Annotated in this window: 32 protein-coding genes, 2 tRNA genes and 1 pseudogene; 20 read left to right on the forward strand and 15 right to left on the reverse strand. The window is 47.8% G+C overall.

The window, feature by feature from the left end:
• Window positions 1–40: 40 nt before the first annotated feature.
• The 6 genes and pseudogenes from ARCVE_RS01010 to aroC form a co-directional block, all read left to right on the forward strand.
• Window positions 41–365: pseudogene (locus tag ARCVE_RS01010) on the forward strand (heavy metal translocating P-type ATPase); the annotation flags it as partial.
• Between the two features lie 74 nt (window positions 366–439).
• Window positions 440–1,207, forward strand: coding sequence for a non-homologous end joining protein Ku (gene ku, locus ARCVE_RS01015; RefSeq protein WP_013682921.1), 768 nt, complete (start codon window positions 440–442; stop codon window positions 1,205–1,207).
• Window positions 1,208–1,283: 76 nt separating this feature from the next.
• Window positions 1,284–2,258: a non-homologous end-joining DNA ligase gene (gene ligD, locus ARCVE_RS01020; protein WP_013682922.1), complete on the forward strand. Its 975-nt coding sequence runs from the start codon at window positions 1,284–1,286 to the stop codon at window positions 2,256–2,258.
• A gap of 91 nt (window positions 2,259–2,349) precedes the next feature.
• The gene (locus ARCVE_RS01025; protein ID WP_013682923.1) at window positions 2,350–2,655 is read left to right on the forward strand and encodes a UPF0175 family protein; all 306 of its coding nucleotides are present in this window, start codon (window positions 2,350–2,352) and stop codon (window positions 2,653–2,655) included.
• Window positions 2,652–3,152 (forward strand): hypothetical protein, encoded by a 501-nt coding sequence (locus ARCVE_RS01030; RefSeq protein ID WP_013682924.1) that lies wholly within the window; start codon window positions 2,652–2,654, stop codon window positions 3,150–3,152. The genes ARCVE_RS01025 and ARCVE_RS01030 overlap by 4 nt, the downstream gene beginning before the upstream one ends.
• 58 nt (window positions 3,153–3,210) lie before the next feature.
• Window positions 3,211–4,308 (forward strand): chorismate synthase, encoded by a 1,098-nt coding sequence (gene aroC, locus ARCVE_RS01035; protein ID WP_013682925.1) that lies wholly within the window; start codon window positions 3,211–3,213, stop codon window positions 4,306–4,308.
• Here the strand turns inward: aroC and ARCVE_RS01040 are convergent.
• A complete protein-coding gene (locus ARCVE_RS01040; RefSeq protein WP_013682926.1) occupies window positions 4,253–4,825 on the reverse strand; it encodes a HEAT repeat domain-containing protein in 573 nt (190 codons plus the stop codon). The genes aroC and ARCVE_RS01040 overlap by 56 nt on opposite strands.
• Before the next feature lie 114 nt (window positions 4,826–4,939).
• Between ARCVE_RS01040 and hsp14 the strand changes: the two genes are divergently transcribed.
• The 6 genes from hsp14 (at window position 4,940) to ARCVE_RS01070 (ending at window position 8,404) form a co-directional block, all read left to right on the forward strand.
• Window positions 4,940–5,380 (forward strand): archaeal heat shock protein Hsp14, encoded by a 441-nt coding sequence (gene hsp14 / locus ARCVE_RS01045; RefSeq protein WP_013682927.1) that lies wholly within the window; start codon window positions 4,940–4,942, stop codon window positions 5,378–5,380.
• A gap of 207 nt (window positions 5,381–5,587) precedes the next feature.
• The gene (gene cyoE, locus ARCVE_RS01050; RefSeq protein WP_013682928.1) at window positions 5,588–6,454 is read left to right on the forward strand and encodes a heme o synthase; all 867 of its coding nucleotides are present in this window, start codon (window positions 5,588–5,590) and stop codon (window positions 6,452–6,454) included.
• 41 nt (window positions 6,455–6,495) lie between these two features.
• A complete protein-coding gene (locus ARCVE_RS01055; RefSeq protein ID WP_048085437.1) occupies window positions 6,496–6,795 on the forward strand; it encodes a CGGC domain-containing protein in 300 nt (99 codons plus the stop codon).
• Window positions 6,796–6,864: 69 nt separating this feature from the next.
• Complete coding sequence (locus ARCVE_RS01060) at window positions 6,865–7,350, forward strand: RsbRD N-terminal domain-containing protein (RefSeq protein WP_013682930.1); 486 nt, start codon at window positions 6,865–6,867, stop codon at window positions 7,348–7,350.
• Window positions 7,347–7,784, forward strand: a complete 438-nt coding sequence (locus tag ARCVE_RS01065) for a YfcE family phosphodiesterase (protein WP_013682931.1) — start codon at window positions 7,347–7,349, stop codon at window positions 7,782–7,784. The genes ARCVE_RS01060 and ARCVE_RS01065 overlap by 4 nt, the downstream gene beginning before the upstream one ends.
• 2 nt (window positions 7,785–7,786) lie before the next feature.
• Complete coding sequence (locus ARCVE_RS01070) at window positions 7,787–8,404, forward strand: molybdenum cofactor biosynthesis protein MoaE (RefSeq protein WP_394295108.1); 618 nt, start codon at window positions 7,787–7,789, stop codon at window positions 8,402–8,404.
• A gap of 20 nt (window positions 8,405–8,424) precedes the next feature.
• Here the strand turns inward: ARCVE_RS01070 and ARCVE_RS01075 are convergent, their stop codons facing one another.
• The 7 genes from ARCVE_RS01075 to ARCVE_RS01105 form a co-directional block, all read right to left on the reverse strand.
• Window positions 8,425–9,153, reverse strand: coding sequence for a DUF2103 domain-containing protein (locus tag ARCVE_RS01075; RefSeq protein WP_013682933.1), 729 nt, complete (start codon window positions 9,151–9,153; stop codon window positions 8,425–8,427).
• Between the two features lie 27 nt (window positions 9,154–9,180).
• A tRNA-Met gene (locus tag ARCVE_RS01080) sits at window positions 9,181–9,255 on the reverse strand.
• Between the two features lie 72 nt (window positions 9,256–9,327).
• Entirely contained in the window at window positions 9,328–9,741 is a 414-nt protein-coding gene (nikR, locus tag ARCVE_RS01085; RefSeq protein ID WP_013682934.1) for a nickel-responsive transcriptional regulator NikR, read from the reverse strand.
• Between the two features lie 94 nt (window positions 9,742–9,835).
• A complete protein-coding gene (locus ARCVE_RS01090) occupies window positions 9,836–10,093 on the reverse strand; it encodes a SpoVG family protein (RefSeq protein WP_013682935.1) in 258 nt (85 codons plus the stop codon).
• Between the two features lie 107 nt (window positions 10,094–10,200).
• Window positions 10,201–11,493, reverse strand: a complete 1,293-nt coding sequence (gene aspS, locus ARCVE_RS01095; RefSeq protein ID WP_013682936.1) for an aspartate--tRNA(Asn) ligase — start codon at window positions 11,491–11,493, stop codon at window positions 10,201–10,203.
• On the reverse strand, window positions 11,490–12,719 hold the full coding sequence (gene hisD, locus ARCVE_RS01100) for a histidinol dehydrogenase (RefSeq protein ID WP_048086090.1): 1,230 nt from the start codon (window positions 12,717–12,719) through the stop codon (window positions 11,490–11,492). The genes aspS and hisD overlap by 4 nt, the downstream gene beginning before the upstream one ends.
• A gap of 261 nt (window positions 12,720–12,980) precedes the next feature.
• A complete protein-coding gene (locus ARCVE_RS01105; RefSeq protein ID WP_013682938.1) occupies window positions 12,981–13,163 on the reverse strand; it encodes a hypothetical protein in 183 nt (60 codons plus the stop codon).
• 205 nt (window positions 13,164–13,368) lie between these two features.
• Here ARCVE_RS01105 and ARCVE_RS01110 point away from each other — a divergent pair.
• A tRNA-Gln gene (locus ARCVE_RS01110) sits at window positions 13,369–13,441 on the forward strand.
• 63 nt (window positions 13,442–13,504) lie between these two features.
• A complete protein-coding gene (locus tag ARCVE_RS01115; protein WP_013682939.1) occupies window positions 13,505–13,819 on the forward strand; it encodes a thioredoxin family protein in 315 nt (104 codons plus the stop codon).
• Between the two features lie 93 nt (window positions 13,820–13,912).
• Here the strand turns inward: ARCVE_RS01115 and ARCVE_RS01120 are convergent, their stop codons facing one another.
• The 5 genes from ARCVE_RS01120 to ARCVE_RS01140 form a co-directional block, all read right to left on the reverse strand.
• On the reverse strand, window positions 13,913–14,542 hold the full coding sequence (locus tag ARCVE_RS01120) for an RlmE family RNA methyltransferase (protein ID WP_013682940.1): 630 nt from the start codon (window positions 14,540–14,542) through the stop codon (window positions 13,913–13,915).
• Between the two features lies 1 nt (window position 14,543).
• A complete protein-coding gene (locus ARCVE_RS01125; protein WP_013682941.1) occupies window positions 14,544–14,936 on the reverse strand; it encodes a secondary thiamine-phosphate synthase enzyme YjbQ in 393 nt (130 codons plus the stop codon).
• A gap of 41 nt (window positions 14,937–14,977) precedes the next feature.
• Window positions 14,978–16,153, reverse strand: a complete 1,176-nt coding sequence (locus ARCVE_RS01130; protein ID WP_013682942.1) for a Clp1/GlmU family protein — start codon at window positions 16,151–16,153, stop codon at window positions 14,978–14,980.
• Window positions 16,154–16,157: 4 nt separating this feature from the next.
• Window positions 16,158–17,030 (reverse strand): hypothetical protein, encoded by an 873-nt coding sequence (locus ARCVE_RS01135; RefSeq protein WP_013682943.1) that lies wholly within the window; start codon window positions 17,028–17,030, stop codon window positions 16,158–16,160.
• Window positions 17,031–17,113: 83 nt separating this feature from the next.
• On the reverse strand, window positions 17,114–17,782 hold the full coding sequence (locus tag ARCVE_RS01140) for a hypothetical protein (RefSeq protein WP_156785982.1): 669 nt from the start codon (window positions 17,780–17,782) through the stop codon (window positions 17,114–17,116).
• A gap of 134 nt (window positions 17,783–17,916) precedes the next feature.
• Between ARCVE_RS01140 and ARCVE_RS01145 the strand changes: the two genes are divergently transcribed.
• From ARCVE_RS01145 to ARCVE_RS01170, 6 genes are all read left to right on the forward strand, one after another.
• Window positions 17,917–18,087, forward strand: a complete 171-nt coding sequence (locus ARCVE_RS01145; RefSeq protein WP_013682945.1) for a 4Fe-4S binding protein — start codon at window positions 17,917–17,919, stop codon at window positions 18,085–18,087.
• A gap of 62 nt (window positions 18,088–18,149) precedes the next feature.
• Entirely contained in the window at window positions 18,150–18,785 is a 636-nt protein-coding gene (locus tag ARCVE_RS01150) for an Era-like GTP-binding protein (protein WP_013682946.1), read from the forward strand.
• 10 nt (window positions 18,786–18,795) lie between these two features.
• A complete protein-coding gene (locus ARCVE_RS01155) occupies window positions 18,796–19,152 on the forward strand; it encodes a DUF2073 domain-containing protein (protein ID WP_013682947.1) in 357 nt (118 codons plus the stop codon).
• A 17-nt stretch (window positions 19,153–19,169) separates the two neighbouring features.
• A complete protein-coding gene (locus tag ARCVE_RS01160; RefSeq protein ID WP_013682948.1) occupies window positions 19,170–19,490 on the forward strand; it encodes a Zn-ribbon domain-containing protein in 321 nt (106 codons plus the stop codon).
• A gap of 32 nt (window positions 19,491–19,522) precedes the next feature.
• Window positions 19,523–19,702, forward strand: a complete 180-nt coding sequence (locus ARCVE_RS01165; RefSeq protein ID WP_048085440.1) for a hypothetical protein — start codon at window positions 19,523–19,525, stop codon at window positions 19,700–19,702.
• A 1-nt stretch (window position 19,703) separates the two neighbouring features.
• Entirely contained in the window at window positions 19,704–20,654 is a 951-nt protein-coding gene (locus tag ARCVE_RS01170; RefSeq protein ID WP_013682950.1) for a DNA-methyltransferase, read from the forward strand.
• Here the strand turns inward: ARCVE_RS01170 and ARCVE_RS01175 are convergent.
• On the reverse strand, window positions 20,626–21,282 hold the full coding sequence (locus ARCVE_RS01175; protein WP_013682951.1) for an MjaI family restriction endonuclease: 657 nt from the start codon (window positions 21,280–21,282) through the stop codon (window positions 20,626–20,628). The two genes, ARCVE_RS01170 and ARCVE_RS01175, sit on opposite strands and share 29 nt — an antisense overlap.
• Window positions 21,279–22,640 carry a serine--tRNA ligase gene (gene serS / locus ARCVE_RS01180; RefSeq protein WP_013682952.1) on the reverse strand — a complete coding sequence of 454 codons (1,362 nt, stop codon included), beginning with the start codon at window positions 22,638–22,640 and terminating at the stop codon, window positions 21,279–21,281. The genes ARCVE_RS01175 and serS overlap by 4 nt, the downstream gene beginning before the upstream one ends.
• Window positions 22,641–22,755: the final 115 nt, after the last annotated feature.

Below are 22,755 nucleotides of genomic sequence, written 5' to 3' on the forward strand. Positions count from 1 at the left end.
GATAAATATTTACCCTATTTTTAATGTGGGCTTTTCGGGTATGCTACAATCTGGTGTAAATGATGCTCTCGCTTTAGCTCAGGCTGATGCAGGCATAGTCATTGAAGCTGGCAATGTAGCAATAGAGACTGTTGACATCATTTTAGTCAGAAACGATCCAAGGGACGTCGTATCGGTAATTCACTGTATAGGAAAACGTATTCAAAGATGTTTCAGAACTTACTGTGGACCACCGGCTACCTTTGCAATTCCTCTCGCTGCGGGCATACTTTATGGATACGGTACTGCTCACACCAGCCGTAGGAGCGTTGCTGATGAGCTTGAGCACGGTTATAGTTGCAGTGAATGCGAGGATGCTGAAATAAGCGGTTGAAATAATACACAGAATTCTAAATATTCCCACTAAAAGTTTTTATCGATTGCTATCTTAGTTTAACTTATGAAGGCTACTTGGAAGGGCTCAATATCCTTTGGCCTCGTGAGCATTCCCGTAAAGATGTACTCAGCAACGGTAACGAGAGAGCTAAAGTTCAATCTCCTGCATGCGAAGGATGGCGGGAGGATTCGTTATAAGAAGGTGTGTGAGAAGTGCAACGCTGAAGTTCCGGCTGACGAAATCGTTAGGGGTTACGAAATCTCGAAAAACGAGTACGTTATACTGACAGACGAGGACTTCGAGAAAATTCCGCTGAAGTCTGTAAAAAGCATAGAGATAAAGCAGTTCTTCGACCCCTCTGAGCTTAGTGTGATTTACTATAATAACTTCTACTACCTCGCTCCCGAGAAGGGTGGTGAGAAGGCCTACTTCCTGCTGAAGGAGGCGATGAAAGCAACGCAGAGCATGGCTATAGGAAAGGTTGGAATGAGGGGCAGGGAGCACCTCGTAGCCATAAAGGCGTTTGACGGCGGTTTGCTGCTCGCGCAGCTCCACTATATAGATGAAATACGAAATCCTGCAGAAGTTCCGGGCTGGGGTATTAGCGTTGACGTGAGCGAAGAGGAACTCGAGCTTGCGAAGCAGCTCATTCTGGCGATGAAAAAGCCGTTGAAGCTTGAGGAGTACAAGGACGAGTACAAGGAAGCTTTGCTCAAACTAATCGAGGCGAAGCTTGCGGGAAAGGAAATTACAATTACAGAGGAGGTTACAGCTGCGAAGTCACTGATGGATGCACTGAAGGCAAGCCTCGAGGCTGTGAAAGAATCTTAGTTAGACGAAACTTCGGTCGCGGTAGAACCGGTACACAAAGGAACTTTCCCGTCTGGAACATTGCAGGAGGCAGACAATGGAAGACTGGTTCAACAGAAAAATCAAGCCAATGCTGGCAGTCAGAGGCAAACCTTTCAGCAGTGACGACTATATATATGAGATAAAGTGGGACGGGACGCGCTGCATAGCTTTCGTTGATGTTGGGAAAAAGAGACTTAGATTGCAAAACAGAAGGCTGATTGAGATAGCGTATCGCTACCCCGAGCTTGACTTCTTCGATTTTGAGTCGCAGAACGCCGTGCTCGATGGAGAAATAGTCGTTTTCCATAATGGAAAGCCGTCGTTCCCCCTTTTGCAGCAGAGAGATCACGTTGACAGCAGGCTAAAGATTGAAATCCTCTCGAAAAGGATTCCCGCCGTTTACATAGCCTTCGACGTGCTTTATACGGCAAGCGACGGGTGGATAATGAATTTACCATTAGTGGAAAGGAAGAAAATTCTCGACGAATTGGCGGAAGAGGCAAGGAGGGTTACGAAATCTGAGTTTATAGAAGGGGCGGGAGTAGAATTTTACAGAAAGGCAATTGAAATGGGACTCGAAGGCGTGATGGCCAAGCGTAAAAACAGCACGTACCAGCCGGGAAAGAGGAGCGCCGCATGGGTCAAGATGAAGAAGCGAAAGACCCTCGACTGTATAATCGTCGGCTGGCTGGAGGGCGAGGGGGTTAGAGAAGGGAAGTTCGGTTCCCTTGTTTTAGCCCTGAAATCAGGGGATAAACTCGTCCACGTTGGTCAGGTTGGCACAGGCTTCGAGTCCGACTTCATAGACTGGTTCTACGAGAAGCTGAAGGAGATTGAAATTAGCAAGCCATGGTTCGAAGCAGAATTCAAGCGAAGAGTGCACTGGGTTAAGCCTGTGTATGTCTGTGAGGTCGAGTTTCTCGAAGTTACTGAAGACGGAAAGTTAAGGGCTCCTGTCTTTCTGAGACTCAGGGATGATAAGGGGCCGGATGAGTGTACCGTTGAGGGGCTTTATGGCTTGGTTGACTGATTTTATCGAAGAGTTGGCTTGGGAATAAGGGAGGAGGGATTGACAAGATTCCGGTAAACTTTATGTATTACATCATACTAAGTTGCATTACATGAGAATGGTGACAACCTCCGTAAGGCTGCCCAAGGAACTGCTCGATGAGCTGGAGAAAATCAGCAGGGAAGAAGGAATTGACAAGGGAGCAATCATCAGGAAACTCCTAACGGAATCACTGAGAGAATACAGGGTAAAGAAGGCAATGGAGATGTACAGAGAAGGTAAGGTGTCTCTCTGGAAAGCAGCGGAAATAGCTGGTATAACCTACAGAGAGGCTCTTGAACAGCTAAGGCTGAGGAACATTCCTTTCCGATACGACATTGAAGACCTCGAAGCTGACGTTCGCTGGGCGATGAAATGACCGCCGTTAGCAATGCTGGTCCACTTATTCACTTCGCTCAAATTGGCAGACTTTTTCTACTAAAGGATATCTTTGGTAGAATCATACTCCCCTCGCTTGTTAAGGTTGAAGTGGTTGATGCGGGTAAAAAGCTGGGTAAGCCGGATGCTTTTCTCATCGAAGGTGAAATCGGTAGGTGGATTGAGGTTTGCGATAACCCTGGGGGAGTGGAAGAGATTGCAAGCAGAGCGGGCATACATGCTGGAGAGGCTGCAGCAATCCTTGTTGCAAGAGAGAAGGGCCTGCCCGTCCTGCTCGACGACATCGCAGCTAGGAGGTTTGCTGCTGGCCTGAGATTGGAAATCGCTGGTAGCGTTGGTGTGCTGATTAAGGCTGTGAAGATGGGGCTGATAGCGAAGAATGAGGCAGTAGAGTCTCTTGAAAGTCTGTCTGAGGTTATGTGGATGAATGCCGTCGTTTTTGAGAGGGCCAGAAGGGTTATCGAGTCTATGGAGTGAGCTGCGAGCATCCTAAAAACCACAAAAAGCTATAAACCAGGCTGTGCTAAAGTGATGCATGGTTGGAAACACCTTCGGCCACATCTTTCGCGTAACAACGTGGGGCGAAAGCCATGGGAAAGCTGTAGGCTGTGTCGTTGATGGCTGTCCTGCTGGCCTCGACATCAGCAGTGAGGTAATTCAGCGGGAGCTCGACAGGAGAAAACCGGGTGGGAGGCTTGCAACAAAGAGAAAAGAAGAAGACAAAGTCGAAATTCTATCTGGAGTTTTTGAAGGTAAAACACTCGGCACACCAATATCCATGCTCATCTGGAATAAAGATGTGGATTCGAGGCCGTACGAAGAGATTAAGGACCTGCTCCGCCCGGGACACGCAGATTACACGTATCTTGCGAAGTTCGGCATCAGAGACTGGCGTGGTGGTGGAAGAGCCTCAGCAAGAGAGACTGCTGCGAGAGTGGCAGCGGGAGCTATAGCGAAGCACCTCCTCGCAAGGTTTGGTGTGAAGGTTGGAGGATACGCGAAGGAAATCGCCGGCGTAAGCTGTAACGTTGATGGCATGAGTTTTGAGGAGATAGTCGAGAAGGCTGAGAAAAGCGATGTCAGATGTCCAGACAGCGAGGCTGCGAAGCTGATGGAGGAGCGCATCATCGAAGCGAGGAGGGAAGGCGACAGCGTTGGGGGTGTGGTGGAGGTAATCGTGAAAAATCCACCCGCTGGCTTGGGTGAACCCGTTTTCATGAAGCTCGACGCCTACATAGCCTATGCGGTCATGGGGATTCCTGCAGTGAAGGGTGTTGAGATAGGCGCCGGATTCGAAGCAGCGAGGATGAAAGGCAGCGAACACAACGACCCGATTGTGATAAAAAATGGTAGAATCGGATTTGCCACGAACAACGCCGGCGGAATCCTTGGTGGGGTATCAAACGGGGACGACATTATCGTCAGGGCTGCAATAAAGCCCACACCGTCCATTTCAAAGCCCCAGCGAACTGTAAATTTCAGGACGATGAAGGAAGAAGAGATAGTCGTTAAGGGCAGGCACGACCCGTGCATAGTGCCGAGAGCCGTGCCGGTGGTTGAGGCTATGGTCAGCCTTGCTATTGCTGACGCGATGATGCTTCAGGGTCTGATTCCGCGCTGCCTTCAGGGCTGAACGAGCTTAACGCAGCTTCGACCTCTCTTCTCTCACTTTCATCGAGAACCTTCATGCACCTCCTTAGAGCCTCGATGGCAACGTACTGTACGTAGGAACTCCTGTCTTTGAGCTTCTCGATCAGAGCCTTGTAGGTCTTCTTCGCAAACTCCGGGTTAACCTCTGCTATTCTCCCAGCAGCCTCTGCAGCTCTGTGTCTCACCCACGGACAGCCGTCTTTAAGCAATTCGGTTATTCTCTCATCGGCAATGCCGAGCCTGCCGAGAGCTTCGGCTGCATGACCTCTAACCCACTCACATTCATCGTCGAGGGCGGATTGCAGCAGGGCTGAGAAGTCTGCGTAACCTTCTTCTGTCAGCTTTCCCATTGCATACACGGCCTTCTTTCTGACATTGCAATCCTCGCTCTCCATCAGTCGAGGAAGCTCACTTGCATAGCTTACGACTTTTCTCCACTCCTCCCTGTACCTTCTGCTTTCGATGTATTCTTGGAGATCTTTGCAAATTTTTGTGTGCACGTGTTTTCAACGCTGGAACTGCATTAAAGTTCACCGAAAAACTTAAATATTATTGTAGCTAACAATTAGTTAGGATTTGTAGGTAAATGTACAAAAGTTAAGGAGGTGATGGGGATGAGACACTTTCTCGACCCGTTTGAGGAGCTGAGGAGAATGCATGACAGGCTGAACAGGATGTTTGAGGAGTTTGAGAGATTTAGCAGGCAGTTTGCTCCAGAGGAACTTGCGGTTCCTGCTGCGATGCCCGTGGACGTAATCGATGAGGGTGATAAGATCAAGGTTGTCGCAGACCTGCCAGGTTTCAACAAGGAGGACATCCAGATTTACGTTGAAGACGGAGACCTTGTAATCAGAGCTGAAAGGAAAGAGGAGAAGGAAGAGAGGGGCAAGGACTTCATAAGACAGGAGCGCAGGTACGGCGAGGTTTACAGGCGTGTGTCGCTACCTGCTGAAGTGAAGATCGAAGAAGCAAAGGCCAGCTACAACAACGGAGTGCTCGAAATAGTACTGCCAAAGACCGAAAAGGCACAGAAGAAGGAGATTAAGATTGAGTAACCCCAATTTTTTGATTTTTTGTTCCGAAGTTTGTAACGATGGGAAAGTACCTCATCACAACTCTTGTTTTCACACTCTTGAAAATAGCAAAGAAATCGGGAGGTGAGTTTACTAGGGCATGATGCCAGCAAGTTATTTTTCATCAACAATCGCCTCAAACCCAGTAAACCGAAACTTTGAAGTATCTGCCAGCTTTCCCCTTCATTCATGCCTGATGCAAGATCATTCCTTGAAGTCATAAAACCCAAGCAAACAACTCTTCTCATGGTCACGTGTGTCGTAGCATACACTATTGCCCTCAAACTATATCAGAAGCCTTTTTTACCCTCTCACTTCGCTGCGACCTTCACCGCGACGATTTTGGCGGTTGCTGGAACAACAGCACTCAACATGTGGCTTGACAGCGACATAGATGCGCTGATGTGCAGAACGAGGCACCGCCCCGTACCATCGGGTAGGCTCAGCCCCGTAGGCTGTGCTCTTTACGGCCTCGTCCTGTTCGTAGCAGGCTTCGGCCTTGGGCTTCTCGTAAATGCGTATCTTGCCTTGGTTTTGCTCCTTGGCCTCTTTTTCGACATAATCGTTTACACAATCATGCTAAAAAGGAAAAGTCCGTACTCCATCGTCCTCGGTGGTCTTGCAGGAGCGATGCCCTGTTTAGCAGGCTGGACGGCTGCTGCTGGCAGAATTGAGCTTGCAGGAATTCTTGCAGCGGCGATAATTCTTCTGTGGATTCCCGCCCACATCTGGTACCTTTCAATGTACTTTGAGGAAGACTACCGCAACGCCCGCATCCCAATGCTACCCCTCGTAGTCGGTATGGAGCGCGCTTCATGGGCAATAGTGCTCAGCGTTGCGTTCATGCTTGTAACCGTTGCTGTTCTTTTCTTTGTCGCGCCCCTCAGCGTGCTTTACTTTGTGACTTCCACTGCCGTAGTTTCCTACTTCCTTTACAGAGCCGTGAAATTTGCCCTCTCTCCAAGCAGGGAGAAGGCAAAACAGATGTACAAGCTCGCAAGCATAACACTCGGGGTCGTTTACCTCTCTATGCTCATCGGGACAATATCGGGCTGAATTACCATCAATCGATCTTATAAGGTTGAAGTAAGTTCTGCATAGGTTGTGAGAGGTGCATGACTGCCGCAAGGGAGAGACTTGGCAACTTTGAGAAGTTTGACAAGGTCGAACTGATTGGAATTGTTAGCTGTGGCGGCTGTCCAGGATACATTGTTCCAAAGCTGAAGCTCTTCAACAAGTGGATAGACGGGTTCGATGAATATGACGTTGTCTTTATAGGAAACTGTATAAAAACCGCCATAAACCTCGGAGGATGCTCGCTTGACCTCGATAAGGTGGTTGAAACAGTCAAGAACCTTACAGGCAAAGAGGTCGTGGTGGGTACCCACCCTTGGTAATTTTCTCCTTCCCTCATTTTTTACTTATCGAGGAAAGAAGTTATAATCGGAACGCATCAATGGTAACTCATGATAAAGTTCAGTGAAGAAAAGAGGAAAAAGATTCTTGAAGACTGGCAGAAGCTTCTACTGGCAAACTATCCAGTAGAGCCAGTAATTGAGATAACGGATTACATAGAGGAATGCACAAAAGCACTCCTCGGCTTCGTCGAAGCATACTATGAAGGTAGAGAGGTGGATGTGGACGAGGCGGTGGACGATTTAATGAGGTTTCTCGCGACGGATAAAAATCTGACGCCGGGTGAGAGCATCGCCCAACTCCTGCACCTTAAAAAGCTACTCCTCAAGACCTTTCCCGACATGACTATAGACGACTTTGTAAAGATAAGTAACGCAATTGATTCACTCGCATGCAAGGCCTTCAACAAATACATGGAGGCCAGAGAACACATATACAGCCTGAGGGTGAAGGAGAAGGATAAAACGATAGAGATGATGAGAAAGGCCATGGATCTTTACGAACAGTACTACGGACACCTGTCACTCGAGCCATGAAGGTCGTTGCGGTTTCCGACACTCATATGGTTGAGCCTGAGTCAGTCCTGCGAAAGCTCGACGCAGACTTGATTATCCACGCCGGAGATTTCGTGTCCTACGACGTCTATTCTTTTCTTTCGCAGGAGTATGATGTTAGGGCCGTTCACGGAAACTGCGATGATGCGAAGCTCAAAAAAGAGCTTCCGGAAGTAACAGTTTTCGAAGTCGAAGGCGTCAGATTTGGCGTCAAGCACATGCCTGAAATGCCTGACTTCATGGACATCTATTACCTCGCGAGGGAACTGGAAGTTGAGGTGATGGTATTTGGTCACATCCACGCATTCTACTTAAAGAGAGGAAAACCTACAATACTCTGTCCGGGAACTCTGAAAAGCGGTGTTTATGCTGAGATAGAACTACCATCACTTGACATCAGGAGGGTTGAGTTCTGAGGGTGCTCGTTTTGGGAAAGGACACTGAGAAGGGCGGAGAAGCTGAATGCATGGCTTCTGGCAGGGTAGCCATCGTCGAGAGAGATGGAGAGCTGATAAAAACAGATGTGGGTACCTTCAAGGCTGACAGAGTAAATTTGAAGAACGTCCTCGACTTTCTTGCAGACCTTGGCTACGACTGTGCCATACTCAAAGGATTCGACGATTTTGAAGCCAGCGAGTGGGAGACGCTGAAATCCCTCGTGGAGAAGGTAAAGCGGAGCGAGGGTAGCGAAAGGTGTGGGGCTATAGGAATCTTCGTCGGCTTCGTGAGGAAGATATCCGATGGTAAGGAAGTCGAAAGGCTGGAATACGAGAAGTACGACGAACTTTACACAGAGAAGCTCATAGATATTGAGGAAAAACTCAAGAGTTATCCTGGAGTGGTGGAAGTTAAAATCCACCACAGGGATGGCATTTTAAAGCCGGGAGAGGACATTGTGTATGTTGTCATCATGGGGGGGCACAGAAAGGATGTGTGGAAACCCCTCGAGGACAGCATGGAGCTGATAAAGAAAGAGCTGCCGATATGGAAGAAAGAGGTCTTTACCGACGGGGAGCACTGGGTTCACGACGGGTAGTACACAACAGAGATTGTAATTCAGGAACGCAGGTAACCTTCGAGTATCTTTCTTACTTCTTCTCCCTCCTCTGCGTTTGAGGCAGTCGTAATTACCAGAACCTTCTGAACGCTCGCCCCATCGATTAGAATTGCCCTTATGTTGCCCCTCTCGTCGCTCCTGTTGAGCTTCAACCTTACACCCCCTCCAGCAGCCGTGCCCTTTGCCTCTATAACTCCCGGGACAATCTTCTTTACGTACTCACATGTGGCAATCCTGTGAAGAAGCTTCGCTCCCTCTCTACCCCCTATTATTGTGGAATGTGCTCCTCCAATTTTATCCTCTGGCCTTGCGTCTATTCTCCGCAGAACGGTTTTCGCCCTCAAATGCCTTGAAATAGCGTCGCAGAACTCTTCAGGAGAGTTGAAGGTGTCTGTTGTTATTACCGAAACCGGATGAATCGCTGTTCTCCTCACCCACTCGGCTGCATCGAGTATGGCTTTTCTGTCTGTTCCTGAAACGAAAACATCCTCAACTCTTTTCTCGTGCATGCGTTCTGCAGCAAGCTCGAAGGCGTTTCTCCTCGAAATCTCAAACTCGTCCTCATACAGAGCTATTTTAAACGACTCATGCCCTCTTGCGGCTATGAAGAAAAGGTAAATATTACTACCATCGCAAAAAAGGCCGCATCCAAGGGCATTCCTCGTGTTGCAGACGAGACAGAACGCAGCAGGCGACACAAGTTCTGTCCCACAATTTCTGCATATCATAGGGGAGGGTAGCGAAGGAAGGGCATATAGCGGGGCGTGGATTTGAACCACGGATCTGCGGGTTATGAGCCCGCCGGGATTACCTGGCTACCCCACCCCGCTTCAATTCATCATAATTCCACACGGTATTTAAACTTAATCCCCTGAAGGTTTGGGTGCAAAAAGTTTTTCAGCTTATTCCTTCAGCGCCGTAATCAGTTTTACGTTGTTTACACCCTTTATCGTCGTTATTTTATCAACGAGCCTCTTTATTTTTGCCATATCTCCTTTTACAATGACCATCTCGAGGCAGCTATCCTCGTTGAGGTGTATGTGGAGGGTGGTTGTTATAACGTCGCCGAAGTCATGCTGGAGCGAGATTATTGCATCGCTTGTCCCCTTGTAGTGGTGGTTATAGAGGATTGTGACCACACCAACGATTTCCCCTTCTTCTTTCTCGAGCCACTTGTATTCGGCGATGTAGTTTCTGATTGCATCTCTTATAGCTTCACTTCTTGAGGAATAGCCCCTCGTCCTGATAATGCTGTCAAACTCGTCAAGCAGGTTTTTTGGAAGGCTAACACCGATCCTCGTTACCCCTTCTTCCATACCTGAATCTGTGCATGAACTTTATAAAAAACTTGTTATCGACTTTAAAATAATGGAGAAGAAGTATTAATGAATGAATATAAGGTTGAACTCTTTAAACCTGCTCCCTATAGGCTTCAAGAACAGCGTTAACTATCTTCTCCCTCGCCTCTTTACTTGCGGGGTGGAATATATCCTGGAAGGTACCGTCCTTTGCCCTTCTGCTGGGCATGCTTACCCAGAGGCCGTTCTCCCCTTCCAGCACCTTTATTCCCTTCACAACAAATTCGTTGTCCAGAGATACAGACGCATAGGCCTTAACGGCCCCATCTCCTCTCGCCTTATATATTCTAACTTCCGTTATCTCGGCCAATTCTAACTCCTCCTACTGCGTATTTCATCCCCCTCTCCCCCATCCTTATTTAAACTTTGTTCTTGAAGATGTGTAATTAAGCCTTCGTCAAAAGAACAAAAAAGAAATCAGGGGACAAGCCTGTGCCTGTCCCTCGGGAACATTATCGCCTCTCTTATGTTCTTAAGGCCAAGCATCGACATCAGCAGCCTCTCTGCTCCAAGCCCCCATCCAGCGTGCGGTGGCATGCCGTAGCGGAAAGCTTCGAGGTAGAAGCCAAAACTTTCGGGACTCATTCCGCACTCTTCTATGCGTTTCACGAGGAGATCGTAGAGGTGGATACGCTGTGCACCGCTCGCCAGTTCGAGCCAGCCATGCATCAGGTCGAAGCTCTTGCAAACTTCCGGCTTATCGTCGTAAGGCATCGCGTAGAATGGCTTTGATTCGGTGGGCCAATCAACTATGAAGTAGTGGCTGTCCATGTGTTCTGCGATGATCTTCAGCGCAGCCGTGCTAAGATCTTCGCCCCACGGTATGTCCTCTCCACCTTCGTGTGCAATCTCTATGGCTTCATCGTACTTCAACCTCTCGAAGGGGACTTCGGGCACATCAAGCTTGATGTCGAGCCACGAGAGGAATTTCTCGCACTCAACGCTTACATCCTCGTAAATTCTTGCCACAAGTCGCTCGAGCACATCCATGACCCCCTCGTGATCCATAAAGCTCGCCTCGATGTCGATGGATATCGCCTCGTTGAGATGCCTTACGGTGTTGTGCTCTTCAGCTCTGAAAATGGGGCCTATTTCGAAGACCTTTTCAAGGCCGGCACCCATCAAAACCTGCTTGTAGAGCTGAGGACTCTGGTTCAGGAAAGCCTCTTTTTCGAAGTAGCTTATTGGGAACAGCTCTGTTCCACCTTCTGTGGCGGTCGACACGATTTTTGGCGTATTAACTTCAATGAACCCCTCTTCGCACAGGAACCTGCGAACACTTTGAAGCATGCAGTGCCTAATCCTGAATATTGCCTGGATCTTCGGCTTTCTCAGGTCGAGGTAGCGGTGGTCGAGCCTTGTATCGAGCTCCGCCGGAACCTTCTCGGCAACATCAAGCGGGAGAGGCGCATCGGCTTCATTGAGCACGTCGAAGGCGGTTGGAATAACCTCGTACCCTCCGGGAGCCTTTGGTTCAGCCTTTACAATGCCTTTAACCATGACAACGCTTTCCCTTCGAACCTTTTTTGCCCTGTTGAAGATTTCTCTGTCAACCTTCTTTTTAGGCAGCGTAATCTGGATGAACCCCTCTCTATCTCTCAAAATTACGAATACCAGCCCACCGTGGTCTCTAACCTCGTGAATCCATCCGTAGAGCGTTACCTCCTTGCCTACGTCCTCTTCTCCAATCTCGCTTGTGTACTTCCTCATTCTTTCAACCTCTCTTCGACGGATTTTGCGTGAAACGGCAAACCTTCTTTATTTGCAAGCGTGATTATTGCCTGGCCTATTCTCTTCAGTCCGTCCTTGCTGAGCTTCTGGAAGGTTATGTGCTTTAAAAATGTTTCAACGCTCAGGCCAGAGTAACGCCTTCCATATCCTGCAGTGGGAAGGATGTGGTTCGTCCCGGATGCATAATCGCCAGCAGCAACAGGGCTGTATTCTCCGACGAAAACACTTCCAGCGTGCTTTATTCTGTCCATGCAGTTTTCGGCCCCTTCAAACATCATTTCGAGGTGCTCTGGAGCGAACTTGTTTGAGATCTCAATTGCCTCGTCTATGCTGTCTACAACGGCAATCCTTAGATTTTCGAGATTCAGACCTTTTCCAAGCTCTTCTGCCAGCGATTGCACCTCTTTCGCAAGTTTTTCCGATGTTGTGAGAACGACGGCAATGGCCATAGGATCGTGCTCGAGCTGAGCTAAAGCATCGAGAGCTACAAATCTTGCATTTGCGGTCTCATCTGCAATAATAAGGACTTCAGAAGGGCCGGCCGGCATGTCGATGGGCACATCCTTCGAAACGAGAATCTTTGCTGCCGTAACGTAGATGTTTCCCGGCCCGACTATCTTATCAACAGGCTTCACACTTTCGGTTCCATAGGCGAGAGCTGCAATTGCCTGGGCTCCACCAACGGCGTAAATCTCGTTTATTCCTGCTATATCGCAGGCGACGAGGGTGAGCGGCTTAACTTTCCCCCTTTCGTCCGGCGGTGTGCATGCAGCGATTCTTTCTACTCCTGCAATTGACGCTGGAATGCCGGCCATGAGGGCTGTTGAGGGGTAGCTCGCTCTCCCGCCGGGAACGTATATTCCCGCACTGTCCAGGGGTACGTACCTCTTCCCCAGTACAACATCGCCGAAATCTATGAACATGTCCCTTTCAACGCACGTTATGGAGTGAAAACGCTCTATGTTCTGCTTTGCAACTTCAAGTGCGTCTATAATCTCGTCGTCGACTTCTTCATATGCAGCATCGATTTCCTCAGATGGGACCCTGATATACTGAAGTTCAACGCCGTCAAACTGCTTTGTCAGCTCTATCAGCGCCTCATCTCCTCCTTCCCTTACTTTTTCGACGATAGGCCTTACTTTCTCTATGTACTCGTCAATGGACTTGCTTCTCTCAACCAGCAGGTCATCTGGTGTTACGATCATCGTAATCCCCATGGCATGGCATGCGGGGAAGCTATAACGTTTTCTGTTGATGCCGGGTTATTCTGCCTTTGCCGGAGGTAGTGTTTGGGGGTTAAATTTAGGTTAATACGTGTTCGTCTTATCTCGTACCCGTGTTTGGGAATGAGTACCTATTGTTCTGTTTGATTCAGACAATATTGCTATCAATCTGAAAGAAGTGGAGATGTTGGTAGGTGCTTTATTTAAATAAAAGAAAAACAAAAAATAAAATCTCAGAAGAATTTAGCCAGTTTTTCCATCAGGCCAGAGGTTCTCAGGAACCTCTTTTCCAGCCTTTCTCAACTGGTACCTTGCACAGTTTTTGAAGTCTCCCTTACAGTACCTCTTTTTCAAGATTTCTGCTGTCGCAGGCAACGCAATGTTGTTAAAAAATGGGCATTTTGCCAGAAATTCACAGTCTGCCATTATCAACACACCTCCTCTTTATCATTATAACTATCATCATAGTAACGAATACAAATAAATTTCGGCCACTTAGGTTTGTTTTGCGAAACCATAGGGTGCGCGTTCTCAACATGTAAATTCTATTTTAGGAGATTGGATGGGTTGCTGCCAACTAAAAACAACCATAAATTTCATATAGCTATCCACCTCAATCTTTCCAGCCTGAAGCCCCGTGGGGTAGTGGTCAATCCTGGGGGACTCTGGATCCCCTGACCCCGGTTCGAATCCGGGCGGGGCTATATATGCCCCATCTCTGCCGGGTTTCGACACATTTTTCAATCACCCGGCTTTTAATCTCTGAAGTGATTGAACTAAATGAGCAATCTCTCAGAGAGTTCGTAAGAGAGAAGTTCGCTGTTGTAGAATTTTACAACGACTTTTGTCCTTACTGCAGAATGCTTACGGCTATTCTCAGCTCAATATGCCGGGAAATGGGCATTAAGGTGGGGAAGATAAATGTGGGGAATTATCCGGACATCGGAAGAGAGTACGAGATCGAACTCGTACCCACAGTAATTGTCTTCAGCAGGGGCGAAGCGGTGGGAGGTTTTATGGGATTCACAACGAGAAACGTCGTTAAAGCTGAACTTGAAAGGCTTGTAAGAGAATACTGTTAGCATCTAATAGTGCAAGCTGGCTGTTGTGGGCTGGGTTGGGGAGTAAATTTCTCCTTCAAGCATCTTGGCAAATGAGAGGTTTGTATAGTGTAATTACTCCTGCTCTTCAGGAGGCACGATGTAGTACGTTTTTATCTTCTTAAATCTCTTTCCTATGAAGTATATCTCCGCGCTTCTCTTCCTCGAAGCAGGGGGACTGTGAAGCTTCTTGAAGCGGAAGTACGGCTTGAATTCATTGAAGACCTTCTGTATTTCTTCTCCCTGAAACATTTTGACAACGAAGTTCCCTCCTGGCTTCAGCACCTGCCTTGCTATGTTGAATGCCGCCCTCGCCAAATCCATTGAAATCAGGTGGTCTATCGACCAGTGCCCCGTAATCTTTGGTGATGCATCGCAAATTACTGCATCGTATTCCCTGCTTACAGCCTTTATCTTTTCAAGCGTTTCTTCTTTAGTTATGTCCCCCTGGATGAATGTAACGCCTTCTATGGGCGGCATCGGGTTAATATCGACGGCAACGACTTCTGCTCCAAGCTCTACAGCAACCTGACTCCATCCACCAGGCGATGCGCCCAGATCGAGAACCTTGCTGCCTTTTTTAATCAGCTTGAAAGTTTTGTTCATCTGGAGCAGCTTGAATGCTGCCCTGCTTCGGTACCCTTTCTTTTTGGCCTCCCAGTAGTAGTAATCCTGTCTGTCCTGAGTCCTTCGAGGCTTTGCCATGTTAATCTACCAGCTTTACAATTACTCTTCTCGTTCTCGGGCCATCAAGTTCGACGAAGAGTATGCGCTGCCACGTTCCAAGCTGAAGTTTTCCGTTCTCAACTGGCACAACCACACTATTGCCTAAAAGAACTGCGCGAATGTGCGCATCTGCATTATCGTCTATGCGATCATGTTTATATCCCGCTCCCGTGGGCACAATCTTTGAAAGGGCTGAGACTATGTCTTCGAGCAGCCCCGGTTCCGCTTCATTTATAATCACGGCCGTGGTTGTATGCAGCGTGTAAACTACGGCTATGCCGCCCCCTCCACTTTCCTCAACTACCTTCCGAACGTCTGCCGTTATGTCGATTATTTCAGTCCTCTTTCCCGTTCTAATTTCGATTGCGGGCATACACTTACCTCTTACATTTTATTTGGCCGGAGTCTGGTTTATCATGGAACTCTGGCCAGTACTTCTCTACCCTTTTCGAGTCTGAATTCTCCAAATTCTATTGCTCTTATGCTTTTTGCGCGGGTAAGAATATCAATCTTTCCGGAGTCGAAATCTATTCTTTTCAGCAGTCCCAGACCTTCGTATTTATTGTCAGAGTAAACACCTACAACAAGGTCTTCAAAGCTTTTGGGTGTGAATATGCTGACATCCTCAACACCGTAGACTTCCCTGAGGGCCTTTAACGCCTCCACTCCCAGCTCTCCTTCTTCCAGAACGCAGACGTTCAGAAAGTCCGGGCCGGTTTCGGCGAAGAGAACAGTGTCAAGAATTTCCCTTATAAAGTCGTCCGACACCCTTCGCCCCTTGAAAAGCGTGGTGTTGCGAAGCTTTACGTCTTTCACACTTAGACTTACGACATTTGCTCCCTCAAGCCACCTCGCATAGCGCTCGCTCCTTATAGCGCCTCTTAGCTCTCTGCTCCTCTTTTTTGGTACGAAAGTCTCGACGGTGATTGTGTTGAACTCTTCAAGGTAGTATGGAATTTCTCCAAGGCAAACGATGACGTCTGGCCTGAATATCTCAATCTTCGCGAGCTTGTAATTCCTCGCTTTCCTGCCACGCGTCCAGCCGGTTGTATCTACAATAATCCAGTCTGCATTGATCTCCTTTGCAACGGCTGCAAGCTTTGCAAATCCCCGCAAGCACCTCGCTTCTCTCCCCATCGGTGACGTCGATCCCACAAAGAAGCCGTCGAGCATCGGTATTTCTGATAGGCTTGCGCATTTCTCTGCGATACCGATCCCCATCGCTGCCGGATGGCCTATGTCTGCCTGGCCTATGTCTGCATCTATCACGCACGTCTTTCCATCGAGTTTATTGACGAGCCACACAGCAAAACTGCTCTTACCCGTATCCGTCTCGCCAAAAAGAAGGATTTTTCTCCATCCGCTGGATTTTATCTCTTCAACTACTTTTTCCCAGCTTTCCGGAATCGTTGAGCCCTTTACGGGTATATACTTTCCTTCTATCTTCACTGCACCCTCTCTCAGATACAGGGGGGTGAGGTTTTTTGCCTCAATCTCCTTCACGGGGCAGCCGAAGACCTCTGCGTAACCCTCAACGACCTCTGCTTTCCCCTCGAGCAGCAGTGTTACATCGGAATCTCTTACGAGCATAGCTCTAATTTGCGAGCCTTATTTCCAGAACTCTCAGCTCCGGCTGGGCCGTCCTTATCTTCGTGAAGTTTGTGTCACGCATCACTGCAACGCTGAGGCCGTCATCGTAGTTGGTGTAGTTGTAGTACTCTGTGACGTTGGAGTCAACGAACGCTCCGTTCTTGATGAAGTGCACGCCGACAACCTTCTCGTACATGCTACCGTTCATTCTCAGTCCGGTAAAGTAGAAGTCCATGTAGTCTGTAACGTTACTGTCGCCCTCAGTTAGGGCTTTGGCAGCATCGCCGTAGAACATCAGAATCACGTTAAAGCTGCCCGGAATTCTGGATGTGTAGTTTGCGATCAGTTCGTCCATGCTCCCGTTTCCGGAAACAATCGTGTCGATTGCCCTTGCGACGTGGGGAGCAGTGCCTATCAGAAACGGAGAAACTTCGGGAGCTACCATTATTCCGTTTGCTACTTTCACTTTAAATCCTCTGTATTCGTCTTTCTCTCCTGCGAAGTAAATTTTAGTCTTGTTAACGTCAACGAGGTAGAGCAAACCATCGCCGTAGCTTGCCACGAGCATTCTTTCAACGGGATGCGCGAGCCGCAAATTTGAGAAGACGTAAGGATCGTAATTTATCTTTATGATGTGATCCACGTACTCGAGCAAAATCTCATTGCTGCAATTTTTCGTAGATGCGTAGATTATCTGTCCAGCCCCTGCAGGCAGACATTTGAGCAAATCGTCAAAACTCTGGAAGTCGTACTTTGTTTCTCTTTCTGGAGCAACGTAACTACCTTTAAGGGCGTAAACGAGAACGCTACCCAGCATGATGAGCGCGAGGAAGAATGCGAGAAATCTTGCGGATCTCGTCTCCATTCTGCGTGCCATGCCTCAGCGTGCTTGACGAAAACACATAAAAGTTTTGGTGTCACTCTGCAAAACCCCAGCCAGTGGGTTTTGATTTAGAGGTGTCACGAGTATCTTATGAAATTCCTTGTAAGCTCTTTGAGAAGTACAACGTATGTAACGAAAAATGCAGATATGGAAACAAACAGCCCGCCAAGCCCAATTTCAGGATGTATATCCATGAGCACACCTGAGGCAGATATTAACAGGCATCCAAACGCGAACACCTTGGCAGGCGTGCTAAGTGTTACTGGCTCCACGAGAATGTCCATCGCTCTGTAGTATCTCCAAAGGTGGAAGGAGACAACTATAAGGAGAATCGTGAGACACGCGACAGCTGTAATCACCAAACCCCTCGAGAACAGAGTGTAAGTTCTATCCAGAAAGAGAAAAATAACGGTTACGTAAATACAGGCGTCGAAAGTTTCTTTTCCAAGTTTTATCGACGAGTTTTTCCACATGCTGTACAGAATGTCTGTGTTCACGAGTATCAGGAAAGCTTCAATCAGCAAGAATCCAACAACTGCATGGTAAACAGGGTTCAGTTTCAGCAGCAATATACAGAACCCGAGCACACCTTGCATTATCAGAAGTAGCGACGCCACAACTGTGCACAGAGCAAACCTCTTTATTCTGTAATTCAGAAAGTCTGTTCTGTCTGGGTGGAGGGAGGAATAATTTACCAGAGCTATTGCGAACAGAATCAATCCAAGTGTTGCCCTTTGCATTGGCATCTAATTATTAACGATCAATAAAAACAATAAAAAGTTTTTGAAAAACTATCAAATCTTAAACTATCAGACACTCCCGAGCACTTTTAAAGGAGAAGCAGCGATAGAATTATATCCCATAATACCAATGGAGAGCTATGCCAGCCGTTGTTGACGAGAGCAAGTGCGATGGGTGCGGAACGTGCGTTGACGAGTGCCCCGTAGGGGCGATAGAGCTTAACGACACAGCTCATGTCGATGTGGACATATGCACCGATTGCGGGACGTGTGTTGATGTATGTCCCAATGAGGCAATAACGCTTGAGTAGGCAAGTTAAGTATGGCAAAGTTTTAATTATCACGTCTAAATTATGAGCATAGAGGTGTGCTCATGGGATTGATATTCAGGATAAGGAAAAAATTTGGTTTCCTCTTCAAGTGGTTCTTCAAGAAGGACAGGATGAAAATAGGTATATACGGACCGCCCAACGCCGGAAAGACGACACTTGCCAACAGAATTCTCAGGGACTGGACTGGAGACGTTATGGGTTCTGTTAGCAACGTCCCCCACGAGACGAGGAGAGCGCGGCTCAGAGAGGGCGTGAGAATCGAAGTCGATGGCAAGTCGGTAACACTGGACATAGTCGATACTCCTGGTCTGGCGACGAAGATCGATTTCCACGAATTTCTGAAGTACGGTCTGCCGGAGGAGGAAGCGAAGAGGAGAGCAAAAGAGGCTACCGAAGGAGTTATAGAAGCAATAAAATGGCTCGACGACCTCGATGGAGTGCTGCTTGTGATGGATTCGACGGAAGATCCCTTCACGCAGGTTAACGTTACGATTGTGGGCAACATAGAGGCGAGGGGTTTGCCGTTGCTCATAGTTGCCAACAAGATTGACCTTCCAAACGCGTCGCCTGCGAGGATCAAGGCTGCATTCCCGCAGCACCCCGTCGTACCAATTTCAGCGCTGAAAGGGCTTAACATCGACAGCCTGTACAAGGCAATAGCCGAGAGGTTTGGCTGAGGTGTTGCAGATGGAGGGTGTGCAGCTCAATCTCATATCCAAGGACAGACTCGACAAAATGGCTTCGATGGAAAAGATAAGGATGATTCTCGACGAGGTCAAGAGCGGAAAGATAGTCGTTCTCGAGTCGGGCCTGACACCGGAGGAGGAGGCAAAGCTCATAGAACTCACCATGCTCGAGATCGATCATGAAAACTTCGTTGGTATCGAGGTTGAATCCTATCCCCAGAAGTCCAAGGGCTTTTTCGACAAGCTCTTCGGGAAATCCAAAGGAAGGTTGACAGTTATAGGGCCGGCAAACAGGCTCAAAACCCTGCAAAAGAGAGATGACCTCATTACTGCCCTTGTTCAGCTCGGCGAGGGCTGACGTGAAGGTGAAGGCTGATGCCCCACCGCTGCACAAAGTGCGGAAAGGAATACCCTGATGGTGACATGCGTATACTGCAGGGCTGTGAATGTGGGAACAACAAGTTTCTCTACGTGCCGAAGGAAGAAAGAGGGCGCGAAAAGGAGGTAAGTGAAGAAGAAGTTAGAGAAGCACTGCCGGAGGGCATAGAGAGCGTTAAGATAATCAGCCCTGGAATGTACGAGATAAACCTGGAGAAAGTCTTTTCAAGAGATGAAATTGTGATAGCTCTTCAGGAGGACGGGAGGTATGTCATACACCTCCCATCTCTTTTGAAGAGGAGGAAGGACAAACAGTAATGCATATATGTTGTGTCTCCGATGTGTCTTTAATGAGTGAAGACGTCAAAAGGGTTCAGGTCACGTTTACATCTGAACAGTGGAAAATTATTGAAGCGCTCAAAGGTGAAATGGGTTCTACGGATGCAGAAGTTGTAAGAAATGTTGTTCTTGCCTGGCTTGCGGAGAAATCGCTGATTTCTGAAACCATAAAAAACAAAATGAGGGGTTAGGATGCTCGAGGAAGTTGAAGCCACAACTCACAAAATCATAATTGGCGACTCAAGGAAAATGGAAGAAGTCGATGACGAGTCTGTCCATCTCGTCGTTACATCTCCACCGTACCCCATGATCGAGATCTGGGATGAGCAATTCAGGAAAATGGATAGCCGAATAGATGATCTGTGGGCGAAATTAGACACTATTGGAGGTACTTCGGAGAAAAACAGGATCGTGCAAAAAATCTACGACCTGATGCACGAGAATCTTGCCGGGGTATGGAAGGAATGCTATCGAGTACTGGTTGATGGTGGTATAGCCTGTATAAATATCGGAGATGCAACGAGGAAGGTCAATGGTCTGTTTAGGCTTTTCCCAAACCACGCTAGAGTCATAGAGCATTGTGAGAGAATCGGTTTTGTTACTCTGCCATACATTCTCTGGAAAAAACCAACCACGAAACCGAAATACAAGGGAAAAGGAGCTTTTCTTGGTTCGGGAATGCTACCTCCAAACGCCTACGTAACCCTTGACTGTGAATTCATTCTTATCTTCAGAAAAGGGGAACCAAGAAAGTTCCCGCCCCATGACCCCATGAGGTACGCGAGTAAATATACCAAGGAAGAGCGGGACAGGTGGTTTACGCAGATATGGGACATCGTTGGAACAAGACAGACTTTGCCGGAAGTTGAGCGAAGGGTTGCAGCGTTTCCAGAGGAGATACCATACAGATTGATAAGGATGTTTTCGATAATTGGAGATACTGTTCTTGATCCTTTTGTAGGTACTGGAACAACAATGAAGGTGGCTATGCAGCTTAATAGAAATTCTATCGGCTACGAGATTGATAAAAATCTCCTACCGGTTATAAAGGATAAAATAGGTGTCAGCCAGAGCAGACTTGATATGGATTTCAGGGTGGAGATAATAGAGAGGCCTACAGTTCAAGAGTTTCGAGCAGTTTAATGAATTTCTTTCCTTTCTCAGTTAGAGCTTCTACTTCTGAAATGGTAATGTTATTCTCTCTGTCTTTTTCGTAGTAAATAACGACATCGCCCCTTGGAAGTTCTCCGGCGAGTCTCTCTTTTTCCCTGTATGTCACTGGCTTTACCGAAACTGCGAAGTCTCCAATAAATCCATCTATGCCTGCCGATTCCTCTTCTGGCGTAGACAACCTGTATGTTAACTTTGTTTTCGAGGCCAAGAAGCTGAGTATGGGTTCCTGAACATTTAGACCAATGAAGGTTTTTACGAGGACAAGGTCTTCCACCCACTTTCTCACGGTATCTCTATCTATGTTATCCAGGACTTCTTTGAAGCTGTCTATCATTTTCATTATTTTATCTGTAGCGTCTTCTATCGCCTCCGGGTATTTTTCAAGGTACCAGTGCTTCCACCCTTCGAAGTCCTTATATGGGCACTCTTTTACGAGTTCGCTTACTTTTCCGACCACTTTGGGACGCGTGGCCTGTGCAAATCTGTTTGCGAGATTGATTATTGGGCTGGTGTACTTTGGAAGCTGCAGCTCTTTGCCCAGCATCCGTCTCACATTCTCTGGTGTAAGCCTTACTGGTTCATCAGGTTCCCACTTCATATCTTCTTCCTCGGCTCAAGGTACTCTTTCGGAGCAGCTTCGATGGGCTCCAGATACTTTCTGAGCACCTTCGGAATCTCAACCCTGCCGTCTTCGAGCTGGAAGTTTTCGATAATTGCGGTGATAGCCCTCGTCGTCGCTATTGCCGTCGAGTTGAGGGTGTGGACGAACCCCTTTGACGGCTTCCCCTTTTCTTCGGCGTATCTGATGTTGAGTCTGTAGCTCTGCCAGTCCGTGCAGTTAGAGCATGAGACCATTTCTCTGTATTTACCCTGAGCGGGCATCCACGCCTCTAAATCGTACTTCTTCGCTGCGACAATACCTATGTCGCCTGTGCATATGTTCACGATTCTGTATGGAATCTCCAATCCCTGCCAGAGCTTTTCGGCATTCTCAATCAGCTTTTCATGCCACTCCCAGCTTTCCTCAGGCAGGCAGTAAACGAACTGCTCGACCTTGTTGAATTGATGAACGCGGAATATGCCCTTTGTATCCTTGCCGTGCGCTCCGGCTTCCTTCCTGAAGCACGGGCTTACGCCTGCGTAGAGCAGAGGCAGATCATCCTCAGCAATAACTTCATTCATGTGCATCGCAGCGAGGGGGTGTTCTGATGTGGCTATCAAAAACAGGTCTTCCCCCTCAACCTTGTAGATGACTTCTTCAAAATCTCCGAGGGCGGTAACGCCCTCGTAGGCCTGCCTTCTCATCATGTACGGCGGGCTGACAATTCTGAAACCCTGTTTCGCAAGGAAATCGAGGGCGTAGCTTATCAGCGCGAAGTCGAGCCATACAAGGTCATTCAGCAAATAGTAAAAGCGAGAACCGGCAACCTTCGCTGCCCTTTCAATATCTGCCCATCCCCAAGTTTCCACAGCATCCGCATGCCCTACTGGAAGCCTGTCGATGACATCGTAATCGATATTTCCACCGGTCTGCTTTATGAATTCCTCGACGTGCTCCCTGTAAACCTTTGGCTTCCCCCAGAACCTGATAGGGACATTCTCGGTATCATCCTTACCTATGGGTACGCTTTCGTGCAGTATGTTTGGTATGGAGAGCAGAACTCTGTTAAGTTCCTCTTCGAGCTTCTTGAGTTCCTCCTCGCCAGCCTTCACTTTCTCTGCTATCTTCTTTGCTTCCTCGATGAGTTTCGCTCTCTCGTCCTTCGATGCCTTTTTTATCGCTGCAGAAAGCTTGTTTCTTTCATGCCTGAGATTGTTGAGTTCGTGCAGCTTCTGTCTCCATAGTTTGTCGAGTTCAATAGCTCTTTCAACGATTTCAGTGCTTTCACCCCTTCTTCGCTGAGATTCCATGAGAATCTCCGGGTTCTCTCGCAAAGCCTTGAGGATGCTCCACATGCCTCGAACTCTGGCCTTTAGTTTAAAAAGCTTTCATGAAGGAAGGAAGCATGAGACCACTCCACCAGTATGGCTCCTAAATATAATGTCTTTTTACCAAAAAACTTAGGAATTT

Origin of the sequence: Archaeoglobus veneficus SNP6 (assembly GCF_000194625.1) — an archaeon.
Lineage (GTDB): Archaea > Halobacteriota > Archaeoglobi > Archaeoglobales > Archaeoglobaceae > Archaeoglobus_C > Archaeoglobus_C veneficus.

Excerpts from the sequence above, each read along its gene's own strand:
- ku (WP_013682921.1), top strand. The coding sequence starts at position 440 with ATGAAGGCTACTTGGAAGGGCTCAATATCCTTTGGCCTCGTGAGCATT.
- ligD (WP_013682922.1), top strand. The coding sequence starts at position 1,284 with ATGGAAGACTGGTTCAACAGAAAAATCAAGCCAATGCTGGCAGTCAGA.
- ARCVE_RS01025 (WP_013682923.1), top strand. The coding sequence starts at position 2,350 with ATGAGAATGGTGACAACCTCCGTAAGGCTGCCCAAGGAACTGCTCGAT.
- ARCVE_RS01030 (WP_013682924.1), top strand. The coding sequence starts at position 2,652 with ATGACCGCCGTTAGCAATGCTGGTCCACTTATTCACTTCGCTCAAATT.
- aroC (WP_013682925.1), top strand. The coding sequence starts at position 3,211 with ATGGTTGGAAACACCTTCGGCCACATCTTTCGCGTAACAACGTGGGGC.
- hsp14 (WP_013682927.1), top strand. The coding sequence starts at position 4,940 with ATGAGACACTTTCTCGACCCGTTTGAGGAGCTGAGGAGAATGCATGAC.
- cyoE (WP_013682928.1), top strand. The coding sequence starts at position 5,588 with ATGCCTGATGCAAGATCATTCCTTGAAGTCATAAAACCCAAGCAAACA.
- ARCVE_RS01060 (WP_013682930.1), top strand. The coding sequence starts at position 6,865 with ATGATAAAGTTCAGTGAAGAAAAGAGGAAAAAGATTCTTGAAGACTGG.
- ARCVE_RS01065 (WP_013682931.1), top strand. The coding sequence starts at position 7,347 with ATGAAGGTCGTTGCGGTTTCCGACACTCATATGGTTGAGCCTGAGTCA.
- ARCVE_RS01075 (WP_013682933.1), bottom strand. The coding sequence starts at position 9,153 with ATGATATGCAGAAATTGTGGGACAGAACTTGTGTCGCCTGCTGCGTTC.
- nikR (WP_013682934.1), bottom strand. The coding sequence starts at position 9,741 with ATGGAAGAAGGGGTAACGAGGATCGGTGTTAGCCTTCCAAAAAACCTG.
- aspS (WP_013682936.1), bottom strand. The coding sequence starts at position 11,493 with ATGAGGAAGTACACAAGCGAGATTGGAGAAGAGGACGTAGGCAAGGAG.
- hisD (WP_048086090.1), bottom strand. The coding sequence starts at position 12,719 with ATGATCGTAACACCAGATGACCTGCTGGTTGAGAGAAGCAAGTCCATT.
- ARCVE_RS01105 (WP_013682938.1), bottom strand. The coding sequence starts at position 13,163 with ATGGCAGACTGTGAATTTCTGGCAAAATGCCCATTTTTTAACAACATT.
- ARCVE_RS01120 (WP_013682940.1), bottom strand. The coding sequence starts at position 14,542 with ATGGCAAAGCCTCGAAGGACTCAGGACAGACAGGATTACTACTACTGG.
- ARCVE_RS01125 (WP_013682941.1), bottom strand. The coding sequence starts at position 14,936 with ATGCCCGCAATCGAAATTAGAACGGGAAAGAGGACTGAAATAATCGAC.
- ARCVE_RS01130 (WP_013682942.1), bottom strand. The coding sequence starts at position 16,153 with ATGCTCGTAAGAGATTCCGATGTAACACTGCTGCTCGAGGGGAAAGCA.
- ARCVE_RS01135 (WP_013682943.1), bottom strand. The coding sequence starts at position 17,030 with ATGGCACGCAGAATGGAGACGAGATCCGCAAGATTTCTCGCATTCTTC.
- ARCVE_RS01140 (WP_156785982.1), bottom strand. The coding sequence starts at position 17,782 with ATGCCAATGCAAAGGGCAACACTTGGATTGATTCTGTTCGCAATAGCT.
- ARCVE_RS01145 (WP_013682945.1), top strand. The coding sequence starts at position 17,917 with ATGCCAGCCGTTGTTGACGAGAGCAAGTGCGATGGGTGCGGAACGTGC.
- ARCVE_RS01150 (WP_013682946.1), top strand. The coding sequence starts at position 18,150 with ATGGGATTGATATTCAGGATAAGGAAAAAATTTGGTTTCCTCTTCAAG.
- ARCVE_RS01155 (WP_013682947.1), top strand. The coding sequence starts at position 18,796 with ATGGAGGGTGTGCAGCTCAATCTCATATCCAAGGACAGACTCGACAAA.
- ARCVE_RS01160 (WP_013682948.1), top strand. The coding sequence starts at position 19,170 with ATGCCCCACCGCTGCACAAAGTGCGGAAAGGAATACCCTGATGGTGAC.
- ARCVE_RS01165 (WP_048085440.1), top strand. The coding sequence starts at position 19,523 with ATGAGTGAAGACGTCAAAAGGGTTCAGGTCACGTTTACATCTGAACAG.
- ARCVE_RS01170 (WP_013682950.1), top strand. The coding sequence starts at position 19,704 with ATGCTCGAGGAAGTTGAAGCCACAACTCACAAAATCATAATTGGCGAC.
- ARCVE_RS01175 (WP_013682951.1), bottom strand. The coding sequence starts at position 21,282 with ATGAAGTGGGAACCTGATGAACCAGTAAGGCTTACACCAGAGAATGTG.
- serS (WP_013682952.1), bottom strand. The coding sequence starts at position 22,640 with ATGTGGAGCATCCTCAAGGCTTTGCGAGAGAACCCGGAGATTCTCATG.